Raw genomic sequence first — 26,268 nt, 5'->3', positions numbered from 1 at the left:
CCGCCATGGCGACCACCGAGCAGGAGCAGGGGGCCGAACGGGCCCGCACCGACCGGCCGACCGCGCTCCTCGCGCGGCCGGCCGCCGGCGAACGCGTGCTGAACGTCCCCGGGGCGCCGGTGGAGAGCAGGCGGCAGCTGCTGGTGAAGCTCTGCTGGATGCTGCTGTGGATGTTCTACCTGGTCTACCCGATCAAGGACCTGGCGGGCGGCCGGCACGGCACGGTGGGCACGGTGGCCGGCGCGGTGGCCCTGGCCGCCTTCCTGGCCAGCTACCTGAGCCTGGTGATCTTCCGCTCCAGCAACGGCGACTGGTGGCGCGGCACCTACCCGCTGACCGCCCTGATGGGCCTGATCGCGCTGGGCACCTCGGTCGGGTTCGGCGGCGAGTGGCTCGGGCTCTTCACCTACCTCTCGGTGACCGTCGGCGCGGTGCTGCCGGTGCGCTTCGCGCTCGCCGGGGTCGCCTCGGTGACGGCGCTGCTGGCGGCCGTCGCCCTGGGCACCGTCCACTCGCCCGCCTCGCTCGGCGCGCTGGCGCTGCCCACCTTCCTCAGCGGCGCGGCGATGACCGGCCTGCAGCGGCTGGTCGGCACCATGCGGGAGCTGCGCGAGGCCCGCGAGGTGGCGGCCCACCTGGCCGCCGCGGAGGAACGGCTGCGGCTGGCCCGGGACATGCACGACCTGCTCGGGCACTCGCTCTCGCTGATCACCCTGAAGAGCGAGCTGGCCGGCCGGTTCATGGACGCCGGCAAGGAGGAGCAGGCCCGGGCCCAGGTGTCCGACATCGAGCAGGTGGCCCGGCAGTCGCTGACCGACGTGCGGTCCGCGATCTCCGGCTACCGCAAGCCCAGCCTGTCGGTCGAACTGGCCGCCGCCCGCACCGCGCTGGCCACCACCGGGGTCACCCTGGAGGCGCCCTCCACGCTCACCGAGGAGCACCCGGGCCTGGGCGGCCCGGAGGCCGAGACGCTGGCCTGGGCGCTGCGCGAGGCGGTCACCAACGTGGTCCGGCACGCCGAGGGGGCCACCCTGTGCACCGTGGCGCTGGACGAGACCTGGGACGGCGAGGGCAGCCGGTTCGCGGTGCTGGAGGTCATGGACAACGGCCGCGGCCCGGGCAAGTCCGGCCCCGGCAACGGGCTGACCGGTCTGGACGAGCGGCTCTCGCTGGTCGGCGGCCGGCTGGAGACCGACACCGGCCGGCACGGCAAGGGCTTCAAGGTCCGGGCCCTGGTCCCCCTGGGGGTGAGTCCGGGCAGGCCGTAGGGTCGCGGGTATGACAGACGATCAGGTGCGGGTGCTGCTCGCCGAGGACCAGTCGATGGTGCGGGAGGCGCTGGCCGCGCTGCTCTCGCTGGAGGGCGACATCGACGTGGTGGCGCAGGTGGCCCGGGGGGACGAGGTGCTGCCCGCGGTGCTGGAGCACCGGGTGCAGGTGGCGGTGCTGGACATCGAGATGCCCGGGATGACCGGGATCGAGGCGGCCGCCCTGATCCGGCGTCAGAGCCCCGGCACCAAGGTGGTGATCGCCACCACCTTCGGGCGCCCCGGCTACCTGCGCCGCGCCATGGAGTCCGGCGCGGACGCCTTCCTGGTCAAGGACGCGCCGGCGGCCGAACTCGCCGAGGCGGTGCGCCGGGTGCTGCGCGGCGAGCGGGTGATCGACCCGACGCTGGCCGCGGCCGCGCTCGCCGAGGGGGCCAACCCGCTGACCGGCCGGGAGCTGGACGTGCTGGCCGCCGCCGCGGACGGCGCGGTGAACGCCGAGATCGCCCGCCGGCTGCACCTGTCCGAGGGCACCGTGCGCAACTACCTGTCGATGGCGATCCAGAAGACCGGCGCTCGCAACCGGGCGGAGGCGGTGCGGGTGGCCAAGGAGAAGGGCTGGCTCTGACCTGCCGTCAGGAGGTGCCGGCCCGTCAGTTGAGCCGGTGCCGGGCCGCCCTGGCCTCCCGGCGGACCCGGGCGGCCGAGTCCGGGTCGAAGGCGTCCAGGATCCGCGCGTAGTCCTCCATCTCGGCCGCCCCGGCCAGGAAGTCGCCGGTCCGCAGCAGCACCTCGGCCCGCTCCAGGCGCAGCTGGGCCGGGTGCCGGGGCAGCAGCAGGGCCAGTTCGGTGGCCCAGAGCTGGGTCCTGGCCTGCTCCGGCCGTTCGCCGGCCCAGCCGCGGATGTTGCCCAGCACCCGCAGCACGATGTCCAGCGGCGCGGCCGGGGTGAAGAGTTCCGGCGTGAACGGGTGCCCGGCCGCCACCACGATGGCCGCCGCGTCCTCGGTGCTGAGCGGCCGGCCGCCGTGGAACGGGTCGGCCAGCACGTACTCGTCGCCGGGCTGCGGCGCACCCACCGCGACGATGAAGTGGCCCGGCAGCGCGATGCCGTGCACCGTCAGCCCGGCCCGGGCCGCCACCGCCTGCCAGACCAGCGAGAGCATGATCGGCAGCCCGCGCCGGCGCCGCAGCACCTCGGGCAGCAGCGAGGACTCCAACCGCCGGTAGTCCGACTGCCGCCCGTGGAACCGCTCGCGCCCGGCCAGCACGGCGGCCAGCAGTGCCGCGGTCTCCTCCGGGGTGGTCGGCCGGCGCTCGGCCACCGCCCGGCGCACGGCGGCCGCGTGCCGGTCCAGGGCGGCCTGGCAGGCGCCCAGCAGCTCGTCCAGGGTGGGTGGCGGGCCGTCACCGGCGGCGCCGGGGGCCGACAGGGTGTGCTCGGCGGCGGCCAGCACGCAGAGCAGCACCGCATCGGGCTGCTCGGACCTGGCCTCGGTGCGGAAGCGGGCTCTGCTCTGCTCGGTCACGGTGGCTGCGGTGGCTTTCGTGTGCGACACGGGTGCGGTGCTGCTCCAGGCACCTGCGGTTCCAGGCACCTACGATTCCAAGAACGTACGACGGCGGCTAAGCCTGGGGAAGCCGGACGTAGTGGTAAGTGTGACTGGTGGTGAAACCGAGCCGGTCGTAGAGCGCCAGGGCGCCGTCGTTGTCGGCCTCCACCTGCAGGTAGCCGGCCCGCGCGCCCTCCTCCGCGGCGCGCGCCGCCAGTGCGGACATCACGGCGGTGGCCAGCCCGCGCCGGCGCGCCGCCGGGCTCACCTCGACGGCGCTGAAGTGCGCCCACGGACCGTCGATGACGCACCGTCCGATCGCCAGCGGCTCCCCGCCGGCCTCGCCGGGCACCTGGGCGAACCAGACCGAGGGCCCGCCGTGCAGCAGCTGACGGGCGGCCAGCAGCATCTGCGGGCTGCCGGCCGTCAGGTGGTAGAGCGCCAGCCAGCCCTCGTCGGCGGCGGTGGCCAGCCGGACCAGCTCCGCGCCCGGCACCGGGCGGGCGAGGGGGGCCAGCGGCGCGGTCTGCAGGTGGGCCCGGGTCAGCTGCTCCAGCCCGTCCAGCAGGGCGGCCAGCGCCGGGTCGGTGCCGGGCGAGGTGACCTCCACCAGCGCGGGCAGCGCGCGGGCCGCGTACCAGGCGCGGACCGCCGCCAGCGCCTCCGGCAGCGGCAGCCCGGGGTCGCCCAGCGCCTGCACCGAGTTGGCCCGCTTGGTGAAGCCGGCCGCCGCCCGCAGCGTCCAGTCGCCGAGCTGCTCGCGCTCCAGGGCCGGCCAGCTGCCGGCGGCGAGGCGCTGCAGTTCGGTCGGGGAGGCCGCGGGCAGTTCGCCCCGGCGGGCCGGGAACGGCGGCACCGGCTTTCCGGCCACCAGCCGGTCCACCGGAATCCGGCTCTCGGTCCGGTCCCGGCCGATCACCACGAGTTCGTATTCGTCCCATGATGTGAGCACGCCGATCACATCCCGGAACACCGGACGTCCGGTGGCACAGTCAAGAGCCGCTTCCAGCCTCCGCACCGACACCCGTCGTCCCACGTCAGAGCGGTCTATCCGGACCGTTCCCGGGACGCTGGCCGGAAACTGGCTGGTGCTCAAGGTAACCTCCGGTGCATTTGTAGTCTCTGACCCGCGATACTAGGGGCGGGCATCGACGAGCAGCGCTCACCCGCGCACGGAAGCACATAGTTTGGGCAACGGCCCAACCGAGGAGGAACGACAGCGTGACGTACGTCATCGCGCAGCCTTGTGTCGACGTCAAGGACAAGGCGTGCATCGAAGAGTGCCCGGTTGACTGCATCTACGAGGGCAAGCGCTCTCTGTACATCCACCCGGATGAGTGCGTCGACTGCGGTGCATGTGAGCCGGTCTGCCCGGTCGAGGCGATCTTCTACGAGGACGACACCCCGGAGGAGTGGAAGGACTACTACAAGGCCAACGTGGAGTTCTTCGACGACCTCGGTTCGCCGGGCGGCGCCTCCAAGCTGGGGCTGATCGACCGGGACCACGTCTTCATCGCCGGGCTGCCCCCGCAGAACCAGGACCACTGACGATCGATCGGCGGAAGCTGAGCTGTGAGCACCACTGATGCACCGCGCGCGCCGTTCCCGGGTCACCCGGGGGCGGCGCGCCGCGTTTCCGACCTGCTGCCGGTCTTCCCCTGGGACAAGCTCGAACCGTACCGCGCCACCGCGCTCGCCCACCCCGACGGGCTGTGCGACTTCTCGGTCGGCACCCCGGTGGACCCGGTGCCCGAGCTGGTCCAGCGGGCGCTGGCCGAGGCGAGCGACTCGCACGGCTACCCGACCGTCTGGGGACCGCTGGCGCTGCGCGAGGCGATCGCCGGCTGGCTGAACCGCCGGGCCGGCGCCGGGATCGACCCGAGCGCCGTGCTGCCGACCGTCGGCTCCAAGGAGCTGGTGGCCTGGCTGCCCGGCCAGCTCGGCCTCGGCCCCGGCGACCAGGTGGCCTACCCCCGGCTCGCCTACCCGACCTACGAGGTCGGCGCGCGGCTCTGCGGCGCCGAGCCGGTGGCCTACGAGAAGCTGGAGGAGCTGGACGGATCCCGCGTGCGGCTGCTCTGGCTCAACTCGCCGGGCAACCCGACCGGCCGGGTGCTGACCGCGCAGGAGCTGCGCGAGGCGGTGGCCTGGGCCCGCGAGCACCGGGCGCTGCTGGTCAGCGACGAGTGCTACCTGGAGCTGGGTTGGGAGGCGGAGCCGGTCTCGGTGCTGCGCGCCGACGTCTGCGGCGGCTCGCACGAGGGCCTGCTGGCGGTGCACTCGCTCTCCAAGCGCTCCAACCTGGCCGGCTACCGCGCCGCCTTCGTGGCGGGTGACCCGGTGGTGGTCCGCGAGCTGCTGGAGATCCGCAAGCACGGCGGCATGATGGCGCCGGCGCCGGTGCAGGCCGCGACCATCGCGGCGCTCGGCGACGACGCGCACGTGGCCGAGCAGCGCGAGCGGTACGCGGCCCGGCGGGCCGCGCTGCGCGGGGCGCTCACCGCGGCCGGCTTCCGGATCGAGCACTCGGAGGCCAGCCTCTACCTGTGGGCGACCCGGGACGAGCCGTGCTGGGAGACGGTGGCCTGGCTGGCCGAGCGGGGCGTCCTGGTGGCCCCGGGCGACTTCTACGGCCCGGCCGGCGACCGCTTCGTCCGGGTGGCGTTCACCGCCACCGACGAGCGGGTGGCCGCGGCGGTGGCCCGGCTGACGGCCTGATCGAGCGTCAACGCGGATGGGGGCCCGGTCCACTGGACCGGGCCCCCATCCGCGTCCGGTGGGTCAGCTGACGGTGGGCAGGTGGCTCAGGCCGCCGGTGGCGGTGCCCAGGCTGCCGGTCAGCCCGCTCAGGTCGGGCAGCCCGCCGAGCCGGTGGGTGGCGCCGGTGGCCTGGCCCTCCAGGGCGGCCAGGTGGGCGGCGTCCGCGGCGGTGGTCGGGTGCTGCAGGTCGGCGGCGGCCGGCAGGGCGTGCGCCAGCTGGTCGGCGCCGGCCAGCTGGCCGGTCAGGCCGTGGGTGGCGGGCAGCGCCTCGCCGAGCTGCGCGGTGGCCGGCACCGCGGCGTCCAGCTGCTGGGCGGACGGCGGCTGGCTCAGGTCGCGGGGGAGCGCGCCGGCCAGCCGGTCGGTGCCGAGCGCACCGGTGAGCCGGCTCTGCTCGGGCAGCTGGCCGGCCAGCCCGGCGGTGGCCGGGACCTGGCCGGCCAGTCGGCCGGTGGCGTCCACCGGGTTGCTCAGGGTGTCGGCGTTCAGCACCTTGTCCACGCCGGTCACCGTCGGCATCGCCGGGGCGTGGGCCAGGCCCGCGCCCTGCGCCAGCCCGGCACCCTGGGCGAGTCCGGCGCCCTGGGCCAGCCCCGCGCCCTGGTCGGCGCCGAGCGGCATGGAGCGCGGCGCGGCGGCGGGCAGCAGGCCGCCCAGCGGGGTCAGCCGGGCGACCTTGCCGATGGTGTCGGCCAGCGGCCCGCTGCCGTTGGTGGTGGCGTTGGTGACGGCCGTGCCGGGGTCGCTGAGCACCTCGGCGGCGTGGTCGGTGTGCGGCAGCGCCTGGCCGGCGGCCAGCCCGGCGGTGTCGGCCATCGCGGGCACCGCGGTGCCGCTCAGCACGGCGCCGGTGCGGCCCAGTGCCTGGCCGAGCTGGTGGGTCTCCCCCTTCAGCGTTGAGGCGGAGGTGACGCCGTCCAGCTTGCTGATCCCGGACCCGAGGTCGGTGCCCTTGGGCATCAGCTCGGCCGCGGACGCCGCCCCGGCGGCGGCCAGCGGGGTCGCACCGGCGGCGACCAGCAGAGCGGCCTGGGCGAGCCGACGGGAGAGGGGGAGGGACATGGTGCTCCTAAGACGGTGACGACACGACAGGTCCGCCGGGGCGGACGCCGTGAATACCGCGCCAGGAGTCGGAAGGTTTCGCGGGAACCCGCCTGATTCACCCTCCGGAGGGGCAGACGGGTGAACGTTCGTCAAGCACCGTTGACGGTGTGTCAACTCGCCGTCAGGCGGACGGCAGTCACTTCCCGGCGTTCGGCATGCCCATCGTGACCAGCACCGCGCCGGTGCCCGCGGCCGGCGAGGACTGGGTCTGCCAGCCCGCGTCCGAGCGGTCCACCCGCCACACCTTGCCGTCGTAGCGGATGCTCCCGATGCCCAGCTCCTCGGCGTTGGCCACCGCCCACTGGGCCACCGCCCAGCCGCTCTGCCGCTGGGCGTCCGCACCCGTGTCGGTGTTGGCCGCCGGGTCCGGGGTGAGCGCCAGCGCGGTGCCGGCCACCGCCGGGTCGCCGGAGCCGGCCGGGGCCGCCGCCATCGACACGGTGCGCCCGAACTCCACCTGGAGCTTGGCCGACAGCGCCTGCGAGCCGCCGACCGAGACGGCGGGGGCCGGCGACCCGCCCGGGGTCGAGGAGGGGGAGCCCAGCAGCGCCGGATCCACCTGGAGGAACTGGTGCACGGTGCAGCTGAACGCGGCCGGCGTGCGGCCGGTCAGCGCGGAGGACAGCAGCGAGGCGTTCGCCTCGTGCTTGGCGTAGGCCTGCGGGTAGGCGCTGTGCTGCACCGCCTGGGCCGCGTCGGTGAGCGAGAGCCGGGCGTAGCCGGGCACCTTCACCAGGGCGTCCAGGAACTTGTTGGTCGCGTAGACCGGGTCCTGGATCTGCTCGGCGGTGCCCCAGCCCTGCGAGGGCCGCTGCTGGAACAGGCCGACCGAGTCGCGGTCGCCGCCGTCCAGGTTGCGCAGCTTGGACTCCTGCATCGCGGTGGCCAGGGCGATGGTCAGGGCCCGCTCGGGCAGGCCCCGGGAGACCACGACGGCGGCGATGGTGGCCGCGTTCTGCGCCTGGTCCAGGTCCATGCCGACCGGTTTGCCGCCCGGCTGGAGCACCGCGCAGCCCTCGGCGGAGACCGAGTTGTGGCTGCGGTCCCACAGCACCAGGGCGGCCGCGACGACCGCGGCCAGCAGCAGCAACGTCAGCGCCCAGCGCAGCTTCCGGCCCCGGCGGTGCCCCACGTCTCCTCCTCGATGGCCGCCGGGCCCCACGCGCCCGGCTGTCTGCCCCACACCGTACTCACCCGCCCCCACCTCGGACGACAGTGCGGTCCCCCTCGGTCACCCTCCGCGTCCCGAAGGCGCCGCCCACTAGGCTGACGGCCATGAGCACCGTGCCCGGAACCAGCGTCCCGACCAGCCTCGACCTGACCCTGGACGGCGGCGCCCTGACCGCCCGACTGGTCGACTTCCCGTCCGTCAGCGGGGAGGAGGAGGCGCTGGCCGACGCGGTCGAGCAGGCGCTGCGCGGCCTGGCGCACCTGACCGTCGAGCGGTACGGGAACAACGTGGTGGCCCGCACCCACCTGGGCCGCGCCGAGCGGGTGCTGCTGGCCGGCCACCTGGACACCGTGCCGATCGCCGACAACGTGCCCTCCCGGGTCGAGGGCGACCTGCTCTGGGGCTGCGGCACCAGCGACATGAAGTCCGGCGTCGCCGTGCAGCTGCGGCTCGCCGCCACCGTGCCCGACCCCAACCGCGACCTGACCTTCGTCTTCTACGACTGCGAGGAGATCGAGGCCTCCCGCAACGGCCTGGGCCGGCTGGCCGCCGCCCACCCGGACTGGCTGGCGGCCGACTTCGCGGTGCTGATGGAGCCGAGCGGGGCCTGGGTCGAGGGCGGCTGCCAGGGCACCATGCGGGTGCGGATCCGGCTCACCGGGGTGCGGGCGCACGCGGCCCGCAGCTGGCTCGGCGACAACGCCATCCACCACGCCGCCGAGGTGCTCGGCCGGCTCGCCGCCTACCAGCCGCGCACCGTGCTGATCGACGGCCTGGAGTACCGCGAGGGCCTGAACGCGGTGGACATCCGGGGCGGGGTGGCCGGCAACGTGATCCCCGACGAGTGCCTGGTCACCGTCAACTTCCGCTACGCGCCGGACCGCAGCCCCGCCGAGGCCGAGGCGCACCTGCGGGAGGTCTTCGCCGGCTTCCCGGTCGAGGTGACCGACTCGGCCCCCGGCGCGCTGCCCGGGCTGGACCGGCCGGCCGCCCGCGCCTTCCTCGCCGCGACCGGCGACCGGGCCCGGGCCAAGTTCGGCTGGACCGACGTGGCCCGGTTCAGCGAGCTCGGCGTGCCCGCCGTCAACTACGGCCCGGGCGACCCGAACCTGGCGCACAAGCGGGACGAGCACTGCTCGCTGAGCGCGATCGCCGAGTGCGAGAGCCGGCTGCGCGACTGGCTCACCGGCCCCGTCTCGTAGTCCTCCCTTCTCCGGGCGGTCATCCCGATGTTCCCCGTGATCCGCCGGTGCCGGGCGTAGAGTTTCGTCATGACAGGGACGGATGCGCACAACGGTGCGGACGCACGGCAGTTCGGACACGGCCCGGAACCGGTGGAGGACGCCGACGGGCGGCCGCGGCGGAGCTGGCCGGAGAAGCAGAAGGGCCCGGTGCTGCTGCGCCGCGACCAGGTCGAGCGGAGCACGACCGACCAGCGGCTGCTGGACACCACCGGGCCGACCGACTGGCTGCACACCGATCCGTGGCGGGTGCTGCGGATCACCTCGGAGTTCGTCGAGGGCTTCGGCGCGCTGGCCGAACTGCCGACCGCGGTCAGCGTCTTCGGCTCGGCCCGGACCCCGGTGGACTCGGCCGAGTACAAGGCCGGGGTGGCGATCGGCCGGGCGCTGGCCGAGGCCGGCTACGCGGTGATCACCGGCGGCGGCCCGGGCGCCATGGAGGCGGCCAACCGGGGCGCCTCGGAGGGCGGCGGGCTGAGCGTCGGCCTGGGCATCGAGCTGCCCTTCGAGCAGGGCCTGAACGAGTACGTCGACCTCGGGCTGAACTTCCGTTACTTCTTCGTCCGCAAGACCATGTTCGTCAAGTACGCGTCGGGCTTCGTGGTGCTGCCCGGCGGACTGGGCACGCTGGACGAGCTGTTCGAGGCGCTCACCCTGGTGCAGACGAAGAAGGTCACCAGGTTCCCGGTGATCCTCTTCGGCACGGCCTACTGGAGCGGCCTGGTGGACTGGCTGCGCGACACCCTGGTGGCCCAGGGCAAGGCCTCGCCGGCCGACCTGGAGCTCTTCCACCTGACCGACGAGGTGGACGAGGTGCTGCGGATCCTCGCCGAGACCCGCAAGCCGGCCGGGCAGCAGGTCTGACCGCCCGTCGGCCTGACTGTCCGTCGGCTCGGGACGCCCGTCGGCTCGGGCCGGCCGGTCAGGCGAGCCCCCGGCGGGCGACCGCCGGGGGACGGGTGCCGCGGATCGAGGCGACCATGTCCAGCACCTGCCGGGTCTCGGCGACCTGGTGCACCCGGTAGACCTGGGCGCCCAACCAGGCCGAGACGGCGGTGGTGGCCAGGGTGCCGAGCAGCCGCTCGTCCACCGGCTTGTCCAGGGTCTCCCCGACGAAGTCCTTGTTGGAGAGCGAGACCAGCACCGGGAAGCCGGTCGCGGTCATCTCCGGCAGCCGCCGGGTCGCCTCCAGCGAGTGCCGGGTGTTCTTGCCGAAGTCGTGCCCCGGGTCGATGATCAGCCCGTCCCGGCGGACCCCGAGCTCCAGCGCCCGCTCGGCCAGCCCCACGGTGACGTCCAGGATGTCCGCCATCACGTCCTGGTAGCCGATCCGGTGCGGCCGGGTGCGCGGTTCGGCCCGCCCCGCGTGGGTGCAGACCAGGCCGGCGCCGTACCGGGCGGCCACCTCGGCCAGCTTCGGGTCGGCCCCGCCCCAGGCGTCGTTCAGCAGGTCGGCGCCGACCTCGCAGACCGCCTCGCCGACCTCGTGCCGCCAGGTGTCCACGCTGATCACCACGGACGGGTGGCGCTCGCGCAGCGCGGCCACGAACGGCACGGTGCGGCGCAGCTCCTCCGCCACCGTCACCTCCTCGCCGGGGCCGGCCTTCACCCCGCCGATGTCCAGGATCCCCGCGCCCTCGGCCACCGCCTTGTCGGCCGCGGCGAACGCGGCCTCGTCGGCGAAGGTCGCGCCGCGGTCGAAGAAGGAGTCCGGGGTGCGGTTGACGATGGCCATGATGACCAGTTCCTCCGCACCGAACTCCCGCGGTCCCAGTCGCAGTGCCACCCCGTGCTCCTCACGCTCTCGCCGACCCGGCGACCCGGTGTATCGGTCAGGTCTCGCAGGTATCGATCCGGGGGTGCCCTGGTGCGATGATGGGGCCCGGCCGTCCCACGCGGGTCCATGATCCCCCACGCGGCCGGATACTCACGTCTCGGGAGGACAGCTCGTGTTCTGGGTGATCGTGGTGGCGATGGCCGTGGTGGTCGGCGGCGCCGCGCTGGTGGCCTTGGGTGGCGGCGGCTCGTTGCCGGAGGCGGTGCACGACCGGATCGCGGCCCGGCTGCCGCAGGAGCGTCCGCTCAACCGGACCGACGTGGACGAGATCCGGCTGCCGATGGCGGTGCGCGGCTACCGGATGGACGAGGTGGACGACGTGCTGGACCGGCTCGGCGCCGAGCTCGCCTACCGGGACACCCGGATCGCCGAGCTGGAGGCGGCCGTCGCGGCGCACGCCCCCGCGGGCGGCGGGCCGGCCGAGCCGGGCGACCCCGCGCAGGGCACGGAGTGAGCGCCGCCGTTCCCGGAGCCGACGGGCTGCTGCGCTGCCCGTGGGGCGACTCGGCGGACGACTACCGGGCCTACCACGACACCGAGTGGGGCCGGCCGGTGCACGGCGAGGACCCGCTGTTCGAACGGATCTGCCTGGAGGCCTTCCAGTCCGGGCTCTCCTGGATCACCATCCTGCGCCGCCGGGAGGGCTTCCGGGCCGCCTTCGCGGGCTTCCGGATCGCCGAGGTGGCCCGGTTCACCGAGGCGGACGCCGCCCGGCTGCTGGCCGACCCCGGGATCATCCGCAACCGGGCCAAGATCGAGGCGGCGATCGCCAACGCCCGGGCCGCCGAGGCGCTGGCCGGCGGGCTGGACCCGCTGGTCTGGAAGTTCGCCGGCGACCCGGACCGGCCGGCCCCGCGCACCCTCGCCGAGGTGCCGGCGGTCACCCCCGAGTCCACCGCGCTGGCCAAGGAGCTGAAGAAGAACGGCTTCCGGTTCGTCGGGCCGACCACGGCCTACGCGCTGATGCAGGCCTGCGGGCTGGTGAACGACCACCTGGCGGACTGCCACGCCCGCCAGGCGGTCGACTGAGGCACCGTCAGCGCGGGCCCGGCCGGCGCCCTACCGCCCGAGGAAGGTGGGCCGCTCCTTGGCCACGAAGGCGCGGACCGCGATCCGGTGGTCCTCGCTGTTGCCGGCCAGCGTCTGCAGCTCGTCCTCCTTTTCCAGGGTCTCGGACAGCGAGTGGGTCGCGCCGAAGTCCAGCGCGGTCTTGATCGCGCCGTACGCCAGGGTCGGGCCGGCGGCCAGGCGCTGGGCGAACTCGCGTGCGGTCGCGGCCAGTTCGGCGGCCGGCACGACCTGGGTGGCGAGCCCGAGGCGGAGCGCCTCGTCGGCCCCGACGGTGCGCGGCAGCATCATCAGCTCGGTCGCCCGGGCGTGCCCGACCAGCCGCGGCAGGGTCCACGAGCCGCCCGAGTCGGCGGTCAGCGCGATCCCGGCGAACGAGGTGTTGAAGCCGGCCGTGTCGGCCACGATCCGGAAGTCGCAGGCGAAGGCGAGCGAGGCCCCGGCCCCGGCGGCCACCGCGTTCACCGCGGCGATCGTCGGCTTGCGCATCCCGGCCAGCGCCCGGACCAGCGGGTTGTAGTGCTCGGCCACCGTCTTCAGCGGCGCCTCGCCGGTCTCCTCGGCCCGCTTGAGCAGCCCCAGGTGCTCCTTGAGGTCCTGGCCGACGCAGAACGCGTGCTCCCCGGCACCGGTGAGCAGCACGGCCCGCACCGCGGGGTCCTCCGCGGCCGCGGTGACGGCGTCGCGCAGCGCCACCTTGGTGGGCACGTCCAGCGCGTTGCGGGCCTGCGGGCGGTTGATGGTGATGACGGCGAGCGCGCCGTCGCGCTCGACGAGGACGGAGTCGGACATGGGCGAGGGCTCCCTGGTGACTACTGGTCGGTACAGTGCGGACCCAGCCAGCATGACGGAAGCCGGGCGGCGTGCGGGAGTGTGAGGTAGCGCACCTTTGGCGGGCCTTGCGCCGACGGGTGCCGACGGACCGTCCGGGGACCCGTCGGACCCTGCCGGGACAGGCCCTGGACGGCAACTGATGGGTCCTCGTGCGGGCGGTTGACGGGCCGTCCGGGGCGCCGGCGGGCGCCCCGTTCCGGGGTGCCCGGCACCGCGGCGAGAGTGACGTTGGTCATCAGGGCGCCGTATGCGGGATAATGGCTTCCGATCAAGGCGTTCGATACCAGCGGTGGACGGACTGCTGGTACCTAGCTGAGCGGCTGCAGGAAGGGGAACGAGCATGGCGGCCATGAAGCCGCGGACGGGTGACGGCCCGCTGGAGGTCACCAAGGAAGGGCGGGGCATCATCATGCGAGTTCCGCTCGAAGGCGGCGGTCGCCTGGTGGTGGAGCTGACCCCGGACGAGGCCAACGCCCTGGGCGAGGCCCTCAAGCAGGCCTGCGGCTGACTCCAGCCACGCGCTGCCCCGAGGCCCGGTGCCGACCTTTCCGGTCGCGCCGGGCCTCTCGCACGCCCGGGCCGCTCCGCGGCCTCCCGGCCCTCCGCGGCGGGTCAGCGCCGGACGGCGCAGAGCAGCCCGTCGCTGACCGGCAGCAGGGCCGGCACCAACTGCTTGCTCTCCCGCACCGCTTGGACCAGCTCGCGCATCGCCGCGGTCTCCGGGTCGTCCAGTGCCGGGTCGGTGAGGCGGCCCTGCTGGAACACCCCCTCGAAGCAGACCACCCCGCCGGGGCGCAGCAGGCGCAACGATTCTGCGAGATACGCCACCGACTCGGCGGCGTCCCCGTCGCAGAAGACCAGGTCGTACTGGCCGTCGGCGAGCCGGGGCAGCACGTCCAGGGCGCGGCCGGGTATGAACCTGGCCCGGTTGGCGGCGAACCCGGCCGCCAGGTAGGCCTCGCGGGCCAGCTCCTGGCGGATCGGCTCCGGGTCGACCGTGGTGAGGATGCCGTCCGGCCGCATGCCGCGCAGCAGGTAGAGGCCGGACACGCCGGTGCCGGTGCCGATCTCGGCGACCGCCTTGGCGCCCAGCGCGGCGGCCAGCAGCCGCAGGCAGGCGCCGCCGCTCGGCCCGACCGCCTGGATCCCGGTGCGGGCCGCCTGCGCCCGGGCGTAGGTCAGCACGGCGTCCTCGCCGACGTACGTGTCGGCGAGGGTCGCAGCCGCGGGCCCGAAGTCGATGATCTCTGTCCTGGTGGCTAGGCGCTGCCGGATGTCGATATTTCCTGGCACAGATTACTGGCCGGGCGGGAACCGCGTCCGGCGGCGGGCCGTTGAATCCGCAGAACGCTCCGCGACCGATCCGGATTCGGTGGCCCGCCGCTCGCCGGCAGGAGGACACGCTTTTATCCGGAACTGACGGGTGAGGTGGATATGGTGGTGGCCTTGCTGGGCAGAAGAGCCAACCGAGGAGGTGTGGCCGAGGGCGACGTCCCTGTGCGGCGGCAACTCCGCACCACCGCGTCGGCCCGTACGCCGAAGCCCGTGATGAACCAGTCTGCGCACTCTCCCCTGAGCCCCTCGTCCGACGGCGCCGCTGCCGAGGTCGCCGAGACCTCCGCCCCCGCCGCGCTCGCGACCTTCACCGAGGGGCCGGGCGCGCAGGGCTGGACCCCGCCCAGCTGGGAGGAGATCGTCGAGGCGCACAGCGCCCGCGTCTACCGGCTGGCCTACCGCCTGACGGGCAATCAGCACGACGCCGAGGACCTCACCCAGGAGGTCTTCGTCCGGGTCTTCCGCTCGCTCTCCACCTACACCCCCGGCACCTTCGAGGGCTGGCTGCACCGGATCACCACCAACCTGTTCCTGGACATGGTCCGCCGCCGCCAGCGGATCCGCTTCGACGCGCTCGCCGAGGACGCGGCCGAGCGGCTGCCCAGCCGCGAGCCGAGCCCGGCCCAGGCGTTCAGCGACACCCACTTCGACGCCGACGTGCAGCAGGCGCTCGACACCCTGGCCCCCGAGTTCCGCGCCGCCGTGGTGCTCTGCGACATCGAGGGCCTCTCCTACGAGGAGATCGCGGCCACCCTGGGCGTCAAGCTCGGCACCGTGCGCAGCCGGATCCACCGCGGCCGCTCGCACCTGCGCGCCGCGCTGAAGCACCGCGCGCCGGGCGCCGCGCCCGGCCGGGCGCGGCGCGGCGGCAGCAGCGTCGAGGGCGGGGCGGAACCGGAGCCGGTGCCGGTGCCGGTCGGCGCCGCCGCGGGCGAGGCCACCGGGCTGCCCGGCGGGAGCGGCCGGAGGCGATCATGAGCGGCACGGGCCGGTCCGACGCACGGCGCCCGGCCCCGCAGACCGACCGAACCGCCGAACTGCCGCCGCTGCGGCCGATCGCGGTGCGCCAGCCCGAGCCGGCGCCCGAGCACCTCGGCGACCGGCTGAGCGCCTACCTGGACGGCGAGCTGGGCCACGACGCCCGCGAGCGGGTGCAGGCCCACCTGGCCACCTGCGCGCTGTGCCTGGCGGAGGCCGAGGCGGCCCGCTCGGTCAAGCAACTGCTGCGCGGCACCGAACCGCCCGGACCGTCGGGCGCGTTGATGGCCCGGCTGATGGCCGTGGCCGCGCTGCCGGACGACGACCGGACGGCCCCGCCCGGGCCGTCCGGCGGCTCCCCGGCGGCCGACCCGCCGCCCGCCGGGCCGACCATCGGCGGCAGCCGGCTGACCGGCGGCAGCTTCGGCCGGGGCGCCTCGTTCGGCGGCAACGCGCTCGGCGCCGACGGCTACCCCGGGCCCGCCCGGCCCCCGCGCGGCGGCGAGCCGCGGCTGTGGAGCGTGCGGCGCACCGGCCGGGGCACCGTCGGCACCCGTGCGGCGGCCGTGCTGCCGATCGCCCGGCCCGACGTGCCGCGCGGTCGGCGGCTGGTGGTCGCCGCGGCCGGCGCCTTCTCGGTGGCCGCCGTCACCCTGGGCGGCTTCGGCAGCCTGGGCCTGGCCTCGGTGGCCGGGGACAGCCCGGTCGACGAGCCGCACGGCAACAGCAACGCGGTCAACCCGCACTACCCCGGCGGCTCGGTGCCGGTGCTGCCGGCCACCGTGCCGCTGACCGTCGACTACCCGGCCCGCGGCGGCACCGGCCGGCCCTACGGCACGGTCAGTTCGGGACCCACCGCCTTCGCGGTGAATCCGCTGAACCCGGTGGTCAACGGCCCTTCGCTGCTGCCCTGACCCCCCGGGCGGCCCCACCTGTTCGGGGCCGCCCGAACGCACCAGGGATTCATCGCCCCGTACCCAATTTCCACGGAGGGGCCATTACCCTGTAGGGGACCGGTGTCGCGGGCCGCGCCGGGTCACACCGCCGGCAGCTGGGAGCGCACGTGTTCTTCGACATAGGCCCACTCGAGTTGGTCACCCTGGTCGTCATGGCGATCGTGATCTTCGGGCCGGACAAGCTCCCCAAGCTGATCCAGGACACGGTCGGGTTCATCCGCAAGGTGCGCTCCTTCGCCGACAGCGCCAAGGAGGACATCCGCAACGAGCTCGGCCCCGAGTTCAAGGACTTCGAGTTCGAGGACCTCAACCCGAAGACCTTCGTGCGCAAGAACCTGATCGGCGAGGGCGGCGACCCGCTGGGCCTCAAGGAGCTGCGGGACGGCCTGGACGTGCGCGAGCTGCGCGAGGAGCTCGACCTGCGCTCGGTGCTGGACGACAAGCCGGCGAGCCTGAGCAAGCCGGTCGCCCCGGCCGGCGGCCACCTGCCGGCCCCGGACACCGGCGTGCCGCTGTCCGTCGGCGAGCGCGCGCCGTTCGACCTCGACGCCACCTGAATCCCGCCCAGCACCCCGCGACACCCCGCCCGGCCACCGGCCCGGCGGGGTGTCGCCGTTCGGCGCCGCTATTGTGCTGATGGTTCGACAGTTGCGAGGAGGTCCCCCGATGGACGCGTCGAGTTCGCCCGCCCCGGGCCCGGCCGGAACGGCCACCGCGCGTGCCGCGGAGGTGCCCGGGCGGCGCACCGCCGAGCCGGCCGACCCGCTGGCGCCCTACCTGTCCGCCGACTTCCCCTGGTACGGCCTGGACGAAGGCTGGACCGGCCGGCGCTGGCTGCTGCAGGCCGGCGCCGGGGGAGCCCGCCCGGCCCAGCCGCGCGCCGTCGACTACGGCTCGCTGGGCCACGGCGAGGAGCCGCCGCGCCAGCAGGAGGCGCACGGCGGCCGCCGGTTCGCCGTGGTCGTCACGGTGGCCCGCCGCCCCGGCCGGCGCAGCGCGGACGGCACCGGTGTGCTGGAGGCGACCTCCGCCGCCTCGGCCGCCTGGCTGGCCGGCTCCGGCCTGCTCGCCTCCACCTGGCCCGGCCAGCTCGACCGCAACCGCCGCCAGGAGTGGCTGGACCAGCAGAGCGCGCTCGCCTGGGACCTGGCCGACGACCTCGGCGGCGCCGGCTGGTCCCCGCTCACCCTCCCGGTCAACGGGCTCCCGCAGCCCTTCCGCTACCGCGAGTCCGAGTACGGCTGGGTGCTGGCCGGCGAGGCCCCCGGCGTCCTGCTCGGCGCCTACGGCCGCGGTCTGAGCGCCTACGGCCTGGGCTTCTCGGCCGTCCAGGACCTGGCCGCCTACACGAAGCACTGACCGCCGGAACGCGCTGTCCGCCGGAACGACTGACGGCCCGTCGGCCGCGTGCGGGGCACGCGGCCGACGGGCCGTCAGCGGTGGGGCAGGGTCAGAACTTGTTCTTCGGCGTCAGCCCGAGGGAGAGGCCCGACAGGCCGCGCTGGCGGCCGGACAGCTTGTCGGCGACGGCGCGCAGGGCGGCGCCGGCCGGGGAGTCGGGGGCGGCCAGGACGACCGGGTTGCCGTCGTCGCCGCCCTCGCGCAGGCGGACGTCGATCGGGATGCTGCCGAGCACCGGCACCTCGGCGCCGGTGGCGCGGGTGAGGGCGTCGGCGACCGTCTTGCCGCCGCCGGTGCCGAACACGTCGACCATCTCGTCGCAGTGCGGGCAGGGCATGCCGGACATGTTCTCGATCACGCCGACGATCTTCTGGTGGGTCTGCAGCGCGATGGTGCCGGCCCGCTCGGCGACCTCGGCGGCGGCCTGCTGGGGGGTGGTGACGATCAGGATCTCGGCGTTCGGGACCAGCTGGGCGACCGAGATCGCGATGTCGCCGGTGCCGGGCGGCAGGTCGAGCAGCAGCACGTCCAGGTCGCCCCAGTAGACGTCGGCCAGGAACTGCTGCAGCGCGCGGTGCAGCATCGGGCCGCGCCAGACCACCGGGGCGTTGCCCGGGGTGAACATGCCGATCGAGATCACCTTCACGCCGTGCGCGGCCGGCGGCATGATCATGTCCTGCACCTGGGTCGGCCGGCCCTCGACGCCCAGCATCCGGGGCACGCTGTGCCCGTAGATGTCGGCGTCCACCACGGCGACCTTCTGGCCCTGGGCGGCCAGCGCCGCCGCCAGGTTGACGGTCACCGAGGACTTGCCGACGCCGCCCTTGCCGGAGGCCACCGCGTAGACGCGGGTCAGCGTGCCGGGCTTGGCGAACGGGATCTCCCGCTCGGGCGCGCCGCCGCGCAGCAGCTGGGAGAGCTCCTTGCGCTGCTCCTCGCTCATCACGTCGAGCTCGACCTCGACGGCGGTGACGCCGGGGATCCGGCCGACCGCCGTCTTCACCCGATCGGTGATGGTGTCGCGCATCGGGCAGCCGGAGACCGTCAGGAAGACGGCCACCTTGACCGTGCCCTGCGCGTCGAGTTCCACGGATTTCACCATGCCCAGATCGGTGATCGGGCGGTTGATCTCCGGGTCCTGCACGGTCGACAGCGCCTTGCGGACGGACTCCTCCGTCACGGCGGTCGCCACTTCGGTCTCATTGGCCATGCCTTGATGGTACGGCGCGCCACCGGCCCGCTTGACTGGCCGGTAGCGTGCCGCGGATCACAGCAGTTCGGCCGTCTCCCGGCGCTCGTCGAGCTCCTTGAGCAGGCTCTGCAACTCCGAGCGGACGAAGTCCCGGGTGGCCACCTCGCCCAGGCCCTGGCGCAGCGCGGCCACCTCCCGGGTCAGGTACTCGGTGTCGGCGATGCTGCGCTCGGCGCGGGCCCGGTCCTGCTCCATGTTGACCCGGTCCCGGTCGTCCTGGCGGTTCTGCGCGAGCAGGATCAGCGGGGCCGCGTAGGAGGCCTGCAGCGAGAGCACCAGGGTGAGGAAGATGAACGGGTAGTCGTCGAACCGGACGTTCTCGGGCAGCAGGGTGTTCCAGCCGATCCAGACGACCACCACCACCGTCATCCAGACGATGAACCGGCCGGTGCCGAGGAACCTGGCGATCCGTTCGGAGAGCTGGCCGAAGGCCTCCGGGTCGTAGGCGGGCAGGCTGAACAGCGACGGCTTGCCGGTGCGGGGCTGGTCCAGCCGGGCGCGCACCGCGGTGCCGTGCGCCGTCTCGGTGCGCTGCTGGCGGTTGCCCTCGCGGGTCCGCGACTCGCGCAACTGGCGCAGCTCGCCCTGGATCCGCTGCCGCGGACCCTCCCCGTCGCCGTCCCGTCCGGTCCGGCCGCGCCTGCGGTCAGGCTCCATGCTCCGCCTCGCTCTCGTGCTCACCGTCGCCGTGCTGCTCGCCGCCGTGCAGCACGGCCTCGCGCCAGTCGTCGGGCAGCAGGTGGTCCAGGACGTCGTCGACCGTGACGGCGCCCAGCAGGTGGTCCGCCTCGTCCACGACGGGGGCCGCGACCAGGTTGTAGGTCGCCAGGTAACTGGTGATCAGCGGCAGCGGGGTGTCGGCCGGCAGCGGGTCCAGGTCGTCGTCCACCAGCGAGCCGAGCAGGGTGTAGGGCGGCTCGCGGAGCAGCCGCTGGAAGTGCACCGTGCCCAGGTACTTGCCGGTGGGGGTCTCGTTCGGCGGGCGGCAGACGTAGACCTGGGCGGCCAGCGCCGGCTTGTGGTCGCGCACCCGGACCCGGGCCAGCGCCTCGGCCACCGTGGCGTCCGGCTCCAGGATGATCGGCTCGGTGGTCATCAGGCCGCCGGCGGTGTCCTCCTCGTAGGAGAGCAGGCGGCGCACCGGGGCGGCCTCCTCCGGCTCCATCAGCTGGAGCAGCCGCTCGGCCTCGTCGCCGGGGAGTTCGGAGAGCAGGTCGGCGGCGTCGTCCGGGTCCATCGCCTCCAGCACGTCGGCGGCCCGCTCGTCCTGCAGCTTGCCGAGGATCTCCACCTGGTCGTCCTCGGGCAGCTCCTCCAGCACGTCGGCCAGCCGCTCGTCGTCCAGCGCGGCGGCCACCTCGGCGCGGCGCTTGGCCGACAGGTGGTGCATCATGCTCGCCAGGTCGGCCGGGCGCAGCTGTTCGAAGGTGGCCAGCAGGTTGGCCGCGCCCTGGCCCTCCTCGGCGAGGGTGAAGCCGGTGACGGCGGACCAGTCCAGGGTGACCGTCTCGCCGCGCGACTTGCGCAGCCGGGCCGGTCGGCCGCGCTGCGCGAAGACCTTGGTGATCTCCCACTCGCGCAGCCGGGTGGAGACCATCGCGACGTCCAGCACGGTGACCTCGGCGCCGGTCGCGGTCTCGGTGACCCGGCGGTCCAGCAGTTCGGCGAGCACCAGGGTCTCGGTCGGGCGCTGCTCGAACCGGCGCATGTTGATCACACCGGTGGTCAGCACCTGGCCGGACTCCAGGCTGGTCACCCGGGTCATCGGCAGGAAGATCCGGCGGCGGCCGACCACTTCGACCACCAACCCCAGCACCCGGGGCGGCCGGGCGCCGATCCGCAGCGCCACCACCACGTCGCGCACCCGGCCGACCTGGTCGCCGTTGGGGTCGAAGACCGCGATGCCGGCGAGGTGCGAGATGAAGACCCGGCTTCCGGGACCTGCCATGGACTTCCTTCCGGTCGGCGTCGGGTTCGGCGTCCGGGCCAGGTTATCGAACGGGCCGGACCGTTACGCTGTGCCGCATGGACGGGACCACCGCGACTGCCGACGAGTTCTTCGACCGCGCGCTGCTGGAGGAGGCGGTGAAGAAGTCCGGCCTGCTGTGGGTGCGGCCCGAGGGCGCCGAGGGCCCGGACTCCGCGCCGCGGCCGGTCTGGCACGCCTGGCACGACGGCGCGGTGGTGCTGGTCGGCGACGGCGGCGAGCAGCCGCTGCACGGCCTGCGGGCCGGCGGCGCGGCCGAGGTGACGGTGCGCAGCAAGGACAAGTGGGGCCGGCTGGTGGCCTTCCGGGCCCGGGTGAGCACCCTGGAGCCGGGCAGCGAGGGCTGGTCGGGCGCGGTGGAGGAGCTCAAGGGCAAGCGGCTGAACGCGCCGGACACCGACACCATCGCGGACCGCTGGGCCGCCGAGTGCCGGGTGCTGCGGCTGGAGCCGGTGGGCGGGACGACCGAGCGGCCCGGCGCGATGCCGACCGGCTCGCACGCGGCCGTCCCGCTGCCCACCGCGGCCACCACCCGGCAGCCGGCCCCGGCGGGTCTGCCGAAGCTCGTGCTGGGCCGCCTGCGCCGCAAGGGCTGACCGGGCGTCAGGCGCCCGGGAGGGCGCGGACCAGGGAGTTCAGGCGTCCGACATCTGGGCGACAGTGCCGTACTGCCAGCACGGGCCTTACCTTGGTACGGCCCGTACCAGCAGTACCCCCGAGGAGCACCGTGCCCGAGACCCGGACCGCTGCCGCCGCCGTCGGCCCGACCGCCGCACCGGCGGGGCGCGGGCTGCCCGGCACCGACCTGGTGCTGCTCGCGGTGTCGATCGCGGGCATCTCCTCCTCCGCCCCGCTGATCAGCGCCACCGCGGCGCCGGTGCTGGCGATCGCCTGCTGGCGCAACGTCATGTCGGTCGGCGTGCTCGGCCCCTACGCCCTGCTGCGGCACCGGGACGAGCTGCGCGGGCTGACCCGGCGCCCGGTGCTGCTGGCGATGGCCGCCGGCGTGCTGCTGGCCGCGCACTTCGCGCTCTGGATGCCCAGCCTGCGGATGACCTCGGTGGCCTCCGCCACCGCGCTGGTCACCACCACCCCGCTGTGGACCATCATGCTGCTCCGGCTGGCCGGCCACCGGGTGCCGCGGCTGGTCCGGACCGGCATGATCACGGCCTTCGCCGGGGTGCTGGTGCTCACCGGCGTGGACCTCGGGCTCTCCACCCGGGCGCTGGCCGGCGACGCGCTCGCGCTGGCCGCCGGCCTGGCCGCCGCCGGCTACATGCTGCTCGGCGCCGAGGTCCGACGGACCGTCAGCACCACCGCCTACACACTGGTCTGCTACACCACGACGGCCGTGGTGCTGCTGGCGCTCTGCCTGGCCACCGGCACCCGGATGAACGGCTGGCCGCCCTCGGTATGGGGCCAGATCGCGCTGCTCATGGTGGTCGCCCAACTGCTCGGGCACTCGCTGAGCAACCGGGTGGTGCGCACCCTGGGCCCGACCGTCACCTCGACCGCGATCCTGCTGGAGACCCCGGGCGCGGCGCTGATCGCCGCCGTCTGGCTGGGGCAGCTGCCGCCGGCCGCCGCCTGGCCCGCCCTGCTGCTGATCCTGGCCGGCCTGGTGCTGGTGGTGCGGGGCGGCCGGAAGTGAGCTTTACCGGCGGGTAGGCTCGGCCCATGGCTGCCTCCGACTTCCCGCTCTTCGGCGACCCGACGGCTTCGCACGGCCCGTCGGGCCCCACCCCGGGCGAGGTGCTGACCGCCGTCGAGGCCCGGCTGCTGACCACCTTCGGCGAGCCGAGCGGCCGCGCCGCCGTCACCTTCCTCGGCACCGAGAAGATCGAGGTGCTCCGGTTCGGCCCGGACGCCGACGGCCTGGTCCGCTACGCGACCCTCGGGATGGCCGCCGCCCCGATGGCCGACCCCACCGCGGCGCTGGTCGACCCGGTCCGCGGCCCGCGCGCCGAGCTGGTGCTCACCCTGCGCGAGGGGCGCGACCAGGTGCTCCGCGCGCTGGCCGTGCTGGCCGCCACCCCGCAGGTGGAGGGCCTGGTGGTGGCGCCCGGCAGCTCGCTGGACCTGGGCGAGCCGCTGTGGCCCGGCGCGCCGTTCACCTCGGTGCTGGCCGGCGAGGGCGGCGGGCTCGTCGAGGACCTGGAACTGCCCGAGCCGGCCGAGGCCGTGCGGTTCCTGCCGCTGCTGCCGATGACCCCGAACGAGGCCGCGCACAAGCGCGTGCACGGCGCGGCCGAGCTGCAGGAGCGCTGGCTGGCCCGCGGCACCGACCTGCGCGACCCGCAGCGCCGGGGCGTCACGCTGGACTGATCCGGCGCGCGCGGGCCGACGCAGGGTCAGGCCGCGACCGGCTTGATTCCGGACGCCTGGGCGAGCAGCCGCTCGAACTGCTCCGGGTCGGTGGTGTGGGCACCGAGCCGCACCGTCTTGCGGCTGCCGTGGTAGTCGCTGGAGCCGGTGCGGAGCAGCCCCAACTCCCCGGCCAGCTCGGCCAGCCGGGCCCGGGTCGGGTCGTCGTGGTCGATGTGGTCCACCTCCAGGCCGCCCAGCCCGGCCGCCGCCAGCTCGGCGATCACCCGCTCGGGCACCGTGCGCCCGCGCTTCACCGCGCCCGGGTGGGCGAAGACCGGCACCCCGCCGGCCGCCCGGACCAGCCGGACGGCCTCGAACGGGTCGGTCTCGTGCTTGGGCACGTCGGCCCGGCCGCCGTTGGCCAGCCAGTCGGTGGTGAAGGCGTCCGAGACGGTGGCCACCACGCCGGCCTCGACCAGCGCGCTGGCGATGTGCGGGCGGCCCACCGAGCCTTCGCCCGCTATCCGCTGCACCTGCTCCCAGCTGATCGGCGCGCCCAGCTCGCGGCACTTGTCCACCACCGCGCGGCCGCGCCGGAACCGGTCGGTGCGGACCAGCTCGCGCTCGGCGGCGAAGGCCGGCTCGGCCGGGTCGAAGAGGTAGGCCAGCAGGTGCATGCTGACGCCCTCGACCCGGCAGGAGAGTTCGGCGCCCGGCACCAGGGTCAGTCCCTCGGCCCCCGGCACGGTGCGCAGCGCGGCCGCCGCCTCGGCGTGGCCGGCCACCGTGTCGTGGTCGGTCAGCGCCACCACGTCCAGCCCGGCAGCGACGGCCGCGGCGACCAGCTCGGTGGGCGAGTCGGTGCCGTCGGAGGCGTTGCTGTGGGCGTGCAGGTCGATCCGCACGGGCTGGCTCCTGACTGCCGAGGGGCTGGAGCCGCCCAGGATAGCGGGGCCCTAGCCCAGCAGCCGGGGCGAGAGGGCGCCGCACGGGAGCAACTCCAACTCCGCGCCGGCCTCCCGAAGATCGGTCAGCACCAGCTCGTCGTACATCAGCAGGGCGGACTGCTCGGGCCAGGCGATCGCCCAGATCCACAGGCCGCGGGCCTCGCCGACGTAGACCGCACGGTCGTCCGGGGCGTCCGGCACGTGCCACATCGGGGTCGGCCGGCCGGCGGCCAGCAGCTTGGTGTCGGCGGGGCGGTCCAGCGAGATGACGTCGCCCGGGTCCGGGCCCTTCAGGCCGGCGTACCGGGCACCGAGCCCGACGCCCAGCTCCTCGGCCACCAGCACCAGTTCGCCGAACCCGCCGAGCGGGGCCGGACCGGAGCAGGCCACGGCGGTGGCCCGGGCGCCGGAGAGGTCGTCGCCGGCGTGCGCGACGCCGGTGTAGAGCCAGCTCACCGGGAGCGGCCAGGGCAGCCAGACGGGCACCTCGGAGCGGGCCACCGCCACCCCCAGGGCCTCCACACTCGGGGGCAGTACCGGCTGCATCGGGTGCACGGCGCCGTGCGTGTCGCACTGCCAGGTGTCGGAGAAGAGACCGGGGGCACGCACCCGACCGGCGCACCTCGGGCAACTTGGCTCGCCCCTCATGACAGCCAACGGTCCTCCCTCCGGACCGCCGCGTCAAGGACGATCACTCGTACGGAGTGCGTCGTCGACGGCCGGGTCCCCGGCGTGGGACGTGGTGTGCGGGCGGCCCCCGGTAGGGGATGTCCAGGCGGGCCCGGCGGCAAACGTGGCCGGGCGCACCAGGGGGCGCACGCCGGGACACTGACGCCCCGTCACCGGGCCGGGCTCGGGTGACGGGGCGGGAGGTGCGTCAGGCCGACTCGAACGGGCGGATGTAGAGGCGCTCGCCGGTGCGGGCGGCGGCCTCCACCAGGCGGCGGACGGTCTCGGCGTCGGCGATCAGCCGATCGGTGGCCGAGCCCTGCTGGTCGTCCAGTCGGAGAATCTCGAAACGCATGGGCCTCTCCTCGCTCTGCTCCGGTGACACCGGGGCTTTGGGGGTTGGTGCTCCCTCGTTCATCAGGCTCACAGTGGGCCGATTCCCGGCGGTTGCCCGCCGATGAAGATCCGGTTACGTGACTAGCCAAGGGGGTGCGTCGCAGGCGGACGCACCCGGTGCAACACTCGGGCGACGACGGTTCATTCCCGGTCTGAATGGAATAGTCCCACCGATTTTTACCGGGGCTAACGAGTTTTCCACCGGCGCACGCCCGGAGCACGGAAGCTGACGAAAGGTCAGGCCCCCGGCCGGTGGGGAGAACCACCGGCCGGGGGCCCAAGGGGAGCGCACGGCCCGGCGCTGCGTCAGGCGATCGTGCCCCAGAAGTCCGTCAGCAGGGCGGCGGTCTCGGCGGGGCGCTCGGCGTTGGGGGAGTGGCCGGCGCCGGCCACCCGGTGGTACGCCGCGTCCAGCCGCCCGGCGGTGGCCTCCTGCTCCTCCACCGGCCAGGCGTAGTCCTGCTCGCCCGAGACGTAGAGCTTGGGCAGCGCCACCGCCGCCAGCTCGGCGGTGCGGTCCGGCTCGCCGAGCAGCCGCTCGCCGAACCCCAGCAGCGACTCCGGGACGTTGGCCACCCAGCGCCGGTGCAGGAACTCGGCGATCTCCGGCTCGTGCCGCGACGCGTCCTCGCCCTCCATCTGCTGCATGATCTGCCAGATGGTCTCCAGGTCCAGCCCCTCCAGGGCGTCCATCAGCATCTTGGTGCGGGCCGCCTCGGCCGCGCAGATCGGGCCGGGCCCGGTGGAGAGCAGGGTGAGCGAGGACCAGGGCAGCGGGCCGGCCGCGGCCAGCACCGCCTCGCGGGCCACGAAGCCGCCGAAGGAGTGCGCCAGCAGGTGCAGCGGCCCGCCGTCGGCCAGCGCCCCGGTCACCGCCGCCAGGTCGCGGCCCATCTCGGGCAGCGCGTAGGCGCTCCGGTCGGCCGGGCCGCCGGTCTCGAACTGGCCGCGCTGGTCCAGCGCCACCGTCCGGTAGCCCGCCTCGGCCAGCGGCTCCAGGAGGGCGATGAAGTCCTCCTTGCTGCCGGTGAAGCCGGGCACCAGCAGCGCCGTGCCGCGCACCCGGCCGGCCGGCTCGGCCCGCAGGACCGCGAACTCCCCGCGCGCCGTGGTCAGCCGCGCGGCCCGGGCGCAGGCCGGCAGGGTGAGGAACGGCGGGGTGCTCATGGGGTCCTCCTCGGACGTGTTACTGGCCGGTACGAGC

Annotated in this window: 30 protein-coding genes; 16 read left to right on the top strand and 14 right to left on the bottom strand. The window is 74.8% G+C overall.

Going from position 1 to position 26,268, the window contains the following annotated elements; all coding sequences use genetic code 11:
• Positions 1-5: 5 nt before the first annotated feature.
• On the top strand, positions 6-1,268 hold the full coding sequence (locus FHX73_RS09455; RefSeq protein WP_145904571.1) for a sensor histidine kinase: 1,263 nt from the start codon (positions 6-8) through the stop codon (positions 1,266-1,268).
• 10 nt (positions 1,269-1,278) lie between these two features.
• Positions 1,279-1,896, top strand: a complete 618-nt coding sequence (locus FHX73_RS09450; protein WP_145904570.1) for a response regulator transcription factor — start codon at positions 1,279-1,281, stop codon at positions 1,894-1,896.
• Between the two features lie 25 nt (positions 1,897-1,921).
• Here the strand turns inward: FHX73_RS09450 and FHX73_RS09445 are convergent, their stop codons facing one another.
• Positions 1,922-2,827, bottom strand: a complete 906-nt coding sequence (locus FHX73_RS09445) for a transglutaminase family protein (protein ID WP_246213436.1) — start codon at positions 2,825-2,827, stop codon at positions 1,922-1,924.
• Between the two features lie 67 nt (positions 2,828-2,894).
• Positions 2,895-3,917, bottom strand: coding sequence for a GNAT family N-acetyltransferase (locus FHX73_RS09440; RefSeq protein ID WP_145904569.1), 1,023 nt, complete (start codon positions 3,915-3,917; stop codon positions 2,895-2,897).
• A gap of 125 nt (positions 3,918-4,042) precedes the next feature.
• Between FHX73_RS09440 and fdxA the strand changes: the two genes are divergently transcribed.
• Together fdxA and dapC are read left to right on the top strand one after the other, a co-directional pair.
• On the top strand, positions 4,043-4,369 hold the full coding sequence (gene fdxA, locus FHX73_RS09435) for a ferredoxin (RefSeq protein WP_145904568.1): 327 nt from the start codon (positions 4,043-4,045) through the stop codon (positions 4,367-4,369).
• Positions 4,370-4,393: 24 nt separating this feature from the next.
• On the top strand, positions 4,394-5,539 hold the full coding sequence (dapC, locus tag FHX73_RS09430) for a succinyldiaminopimelate transaminase (protein WP_145904567.1): 1,146 nt from the start codon (positions 4,394-4,396) through the stop codon (positions 5,537-5,539).
• A 63-nt stretch (positions 5,540-5,602) separates the two neighbouring features.
• On the opposite strand, the gene FHX73_RS09425 is transcribed toward dapC, so the two are convergent.
• The gene (locus FHX73_RS09425; RefSeq protein WP_145904566.1) at positions 5,603-6,643 is read right to left on the bottom strand and encodes a hypothetical protein; all 1,041 of its coding nucleotides are present in this window, start codon (positions 6,641-6,643) and stop codon (positions 5,603-5,605) included.
• A gap of 178 nt (positions 6,644-6,821) precedes the next feature.
• Positions 6,822-7,817, bottom strand: coding sequence for a VldE C-terminal domain-containing protein (locus tag FHX73_RS09420; RefSeq protein WP_145904565.1), 996 nt, complete (start codon positions 7,815-7,817; stop codon positions 6,822-6,824).
• 143 nt (positions 7,818-7,960) lie between these two features.
• On the opposite strand from FHX73_RS09420, the gene dapE reads away from it, so the two are divergent.
• Together dapE and FHX73_RS09410 are read left to right on the top strand one after the other, a co-directional pair.
• Positions 7,961-9,058 carry a succinyl-diaminopimelate desuccinylase gene (gene dapE, locus FHX73_RS09415; protein WP_145904564.1) on the top strand — a complete coding sequence of 366 codons (1,098 nt, stop codon included), beginning with the start codon at positions 7,961-7,963 and terminating at the stop codon, positions 9,056-9,058.
• 69 nt (positions 9,059-9,127) lie between these two features.
• Positions 9,128-9,961, top strand: a complete 834-nt coding sequence (locus FHX73_RS09410) for an LOG family protein (protein WP_145904563.1) — start codon at positions 9,128-9,130, stop codon at positions 9,959-9,961.
• Positions 9,962-10,019: 58 nt separating this feature from the next.
• On the opposite strand, the gene folP is transcribed toward FHX73_RS09410, so the two are convergent.
• Entirely contained in the window at positions 10,020-10,832 is an 813-nt protein-coding gene (gene folP / locus FHX73_RS09405) for a dihydropteroate synthase (protein WP_170305057.1), read from the bottom strand.
• Positions 10,833-11,046: 214 nt separating this feature from the next.
• On the opposite strand from folP, the gene FHX73_RS09400 reads away from it, so the two are divergent.
• Together FHX73_RS09400 and FHX73_RS09395 are read left to right on the top strand one after the other, a co-directional pair.
• Complete coding sequence (locus FHX73_RS09400) at positions 11,047-11,388, top strand: DivIVA domain-containing protein (protein ID WP_145904561.1); 342 nt, start codon at positions 11,047-11,049, stop codon at positions 11,386-11,388.
• A complete protein-coding gene (locus FHX73_RS09395) occupies positions 11,385-11,963 on the top strand; it encodes a DNA-3-methyladenine glycosylase I (protein WP_145904560.1) in 579 nt (192 codons plus the stop codon). The genes FHX73_RS09400 and FHX73_RS09395 overlap by 4 nt, the downstream gene beginning before the upstream one ends.
• A 30-nt stretch (positions 11,964-11,993) precedes the next feature.
• Here FHX73_RS09395 and FHX73_RS09390 read toward each other — a convergent pair whose 3' ends face one another.
• The gene (locus tag FHX73_RS09390) at positions 11,994-12,794 is read right to left on the bottom strand and encodes an enoyl-CoA hydratase-related protein (RefSeq protein WP_145904559.1); all 801 of its coding nucleotides are present in this window, start codon (positions 12,792-12,794) and stop codon (positions 11,994-11,996) included.
• 382 nt (positions 12,795-13,176) lie between these two features.
• On the opposite strand from FHX73_RS09390, the gene FHX73_RS09385 reads away from it, so the two are divergent.
• Positions 13,177-13,344: a DUF3117 domain-containing protein gene (locus tag FHX73_RS09385; protein WP_145793043.1), complete on the top strand. Its 168-nt coding sequence runs from the start codon at positions 13,177-13,179 to the stop codon at positions 13,342-13,344.
• A 104-nt stretch (positions 13,345-13,448) separates the two neighbouring features.
• Here FHX73_RS09385 and FHX73_RS09380 read toward each other — a convergent pair whose 3' ends face one another.
• Positions 13,449-14,111: an O-methyltransferase gene (locus tag FHX73_RS09380; RefSeq protein WP_145908172.1), complete on the bottom strand. Its 663-nt coding sequence runs from the start codon at positions 14,109-14,111 to the stop codon at positions 13,449-13,451.
• A 273-nt stretch (positions 14,112-14,384) separates the two neighbouring features.
• Here FHX73_RS09380 and sigE point away from each other — a divergent pair, with 273 nt between their 5' ends.
• From sigE to FHX73_RS09360, 4 genes are all read left to right on the top strand, one after another.
• Complete coding sequence (gene sigE / locus FHX73_RS09375; RefSeq protein WP_246213799.1) at positions 14,385-15,149, top strand: RNA polymerase sigma factor SigE; 765 nt, start codon at positions 14,385-14,387, stop codon at positions 15,147-15,149.
• The gene (locus tag FHX73_RS09370) at positions 15,146-16,063 is read left to right on the top strand and encodes a zf-HC2 domain-containing protein (protein WP_145904558.1); all 918 of its coding nucleotides are present in this window, start codon (positions 15,146-15,148) and stop codon (positions 16,061-16,063) included. Before sigE ends, FHX73_RS09370 begins: the two co-directional genes overlap by 4 nt.
• A 149-nt stretch (positions 16,064-16,212) precedes the next feature.
• The gene (locus FHX73_RS09365) at positions 16,213-16,662 is read left to right on the top strand and encodes a sec-independent translocase (RefSeq protein WP_145904557.1); all 450 of its coding nucleotides are present in this window, start codon (positions 16,213-16,215) and stop codon (positions 16,660-16,662) included.
• Positions 16,663-16,771: 109 nt separating this feature from the next.
• The gene (locus FHX73_RS09360; RefSeq protein ID WP_145904556.1) at positions 16,772-17,464 is read left to right on the top strand and encodes a hypothetical protein; all 693 of its coding nucleotides are present in this window, start codon (positions 16,772-16,774) and stop codon (positions 17,462-17,464) included.
• 91 nt (positions 17,465-17,555) lie between these two features.
• Here FHX73_RS09360 and FHX73_RS09355 read toward each other — a convergent pair whose 3' ends face one another.
• From FHX73_RS09355 to FHX73_RS09345, 3 genes are read right to left on the bottom strand one after another with little or no spacing between them, the layout of a single operon-like run.
• Positions 17,556-18,716, bottom strand: coding sequence for an Mrp/NBP35 family ATP-binding protein (locus tag FHX73_RS09355; RefSeq protein WP_145904555.1), 1,161 nt, complete (start codon positions 18,714-18,716; stop codon positions 17,556-17,558).
• A 57-nt stretch (positions 18,717-18,773) separates the two neighbouring features.
• On the bottom strand, positions 18,774-19,415 hold the full coding sequence (locus tag FHX73_RS09350; RefSeq protein WP_145904554.1) for a DUF1003 domain-containing protein: 642 nt from the start codon (positions 19,413-19,415) through the stop codon (positions 18,774-18,776).
• On the bottom strand, positions 19,405-20,706 hold the full coding sequence (locus FHX73_RS09345) for a magnesium transporter MgtE N-terminal domain-containing protein (protein WP_145904553.1): 1,302 nt from the start codon (positions 20,704-20,706) through the stop codon (positions 19,405-19,407). The genes FHX73_RS09350 and FHX73_RS09345 overlap by 11 nt, the downstream gene beginning before the upstream one ends.
• 77 nt (positions 20,707-20,783) lie before the next feature.
• Here FHX73_RS09345 and FHX73_RS09340 point away from each other — a divergent pair, with 77 nt between their 5' ends.
• The 3 genes from FHX73_RS09340 (at position 20,784) to FHX73_RS09330 (ending at position 23,070) form a co-directional block, all read left to right on the top strand.
• Positions 20,784-21,341, top strand: coding sequence for a pyridoxamine 5'-phosphate oxidase family protein (locus tag FHX73_RS09340; RefSeq protein ID WP_145904552.1), 558 nt, complete (start codon positions 20,784-20,786; stop codon positions 21,339-21,341).
• Positions 21,342-21,472: 131 nt separating this feature from the next.
• Positions 21,473-22,396 carry a DMT family transporter gene (locus FHX73_RS09335; RefSeq protein WP_145904551.1) on the top strand — a complete coding sequence of 308 codons (924 nt, stop codon included), beginning with the start codon at positions 21,473-21,475 and terminating at the stop codon, positions 22,394-22,396.
• A 26-nt stretch (positions 22,397-22,422) separates the two neighbouring features.
• Entirely contained in the window at positions 22,423-23,070 is a 648-nt protein-coding gene (locus FHX73_RS09330) for a suppressor of fused domain protein (protein ID WP_145904550.1), read from the top strand.
• Positions 23,071-23,096: 26 nt separating this feature from the next.
• Here the strand turns inward: FHX73_RS09330 and FHX73_RS09325 are convergent, their stop codons facing one another.
• From FHX73_RS09325 to FHX73_RS09315, 4 genes are all read right to left on the bottom strand, one after another.
• Positions 23,097-23,957, bottom strand: coding sequence for a PHP domain-containing protein (locus FHX73_RS09325; RefSeq protein ID WP_145904549.1), 861 nt, complete (start codon positions 23,955-23,957; stop codon positions 23,097-23,099).
• Positions 23,958-24,008: 51 nt separating this feature from the next.
• The gene (locus FHX73_RS09320) at positions 24,009-24,647 is read right to left on the bottom strand and encodes a DUF6758 family protein (RefSeq protein ID WP_145904548.1); all 639 of its coding nucleotides are present in this window, start codon (positions 24,645-24,647) and stop codon (positions 24,009-24,011) included.
• 229 nt (positions 24,648-24,876) lie between these two features.
• A complete protein-coding gene (locus FHX73_RS44560) occupies positions 24,877-25,023 on the bottom strand; it encodes a hypothetical protein (RefSeq protein ID WP_170304877.1) in 147 nt (48 codons plus the stop codon).
• A 347-nt stretch (positions 25,024-25,370) separates the two neighbouring features.
• The gene (locus FHX73_RS09315) at positions 25,371-26,231 is read right to left on the bottom strand and encodes an alpha/beta fold hydrolase (protein ID WP_145904547.1); all 861 of its coding nucleotides are present in this window, start codon (positions 26,229-26,231) and stop codon (positions 25,371-25,373) included.
• Positions 26,232-26,268 lie beyond the last annotated feature (37 nt).

The organism is Kitasatospora viridis (genome assembly GCF_007829815.1).
Taxonomy (GTDB): Bacteria; Actinomycetota; Actinomycetes; order Streptomycetales; family Streptomycetaceae; genus Kitasatospora; species Kitasatospora viridis.
This window is presented reverse-complemented; position numbering and strand designations above follow the sequence as displayed.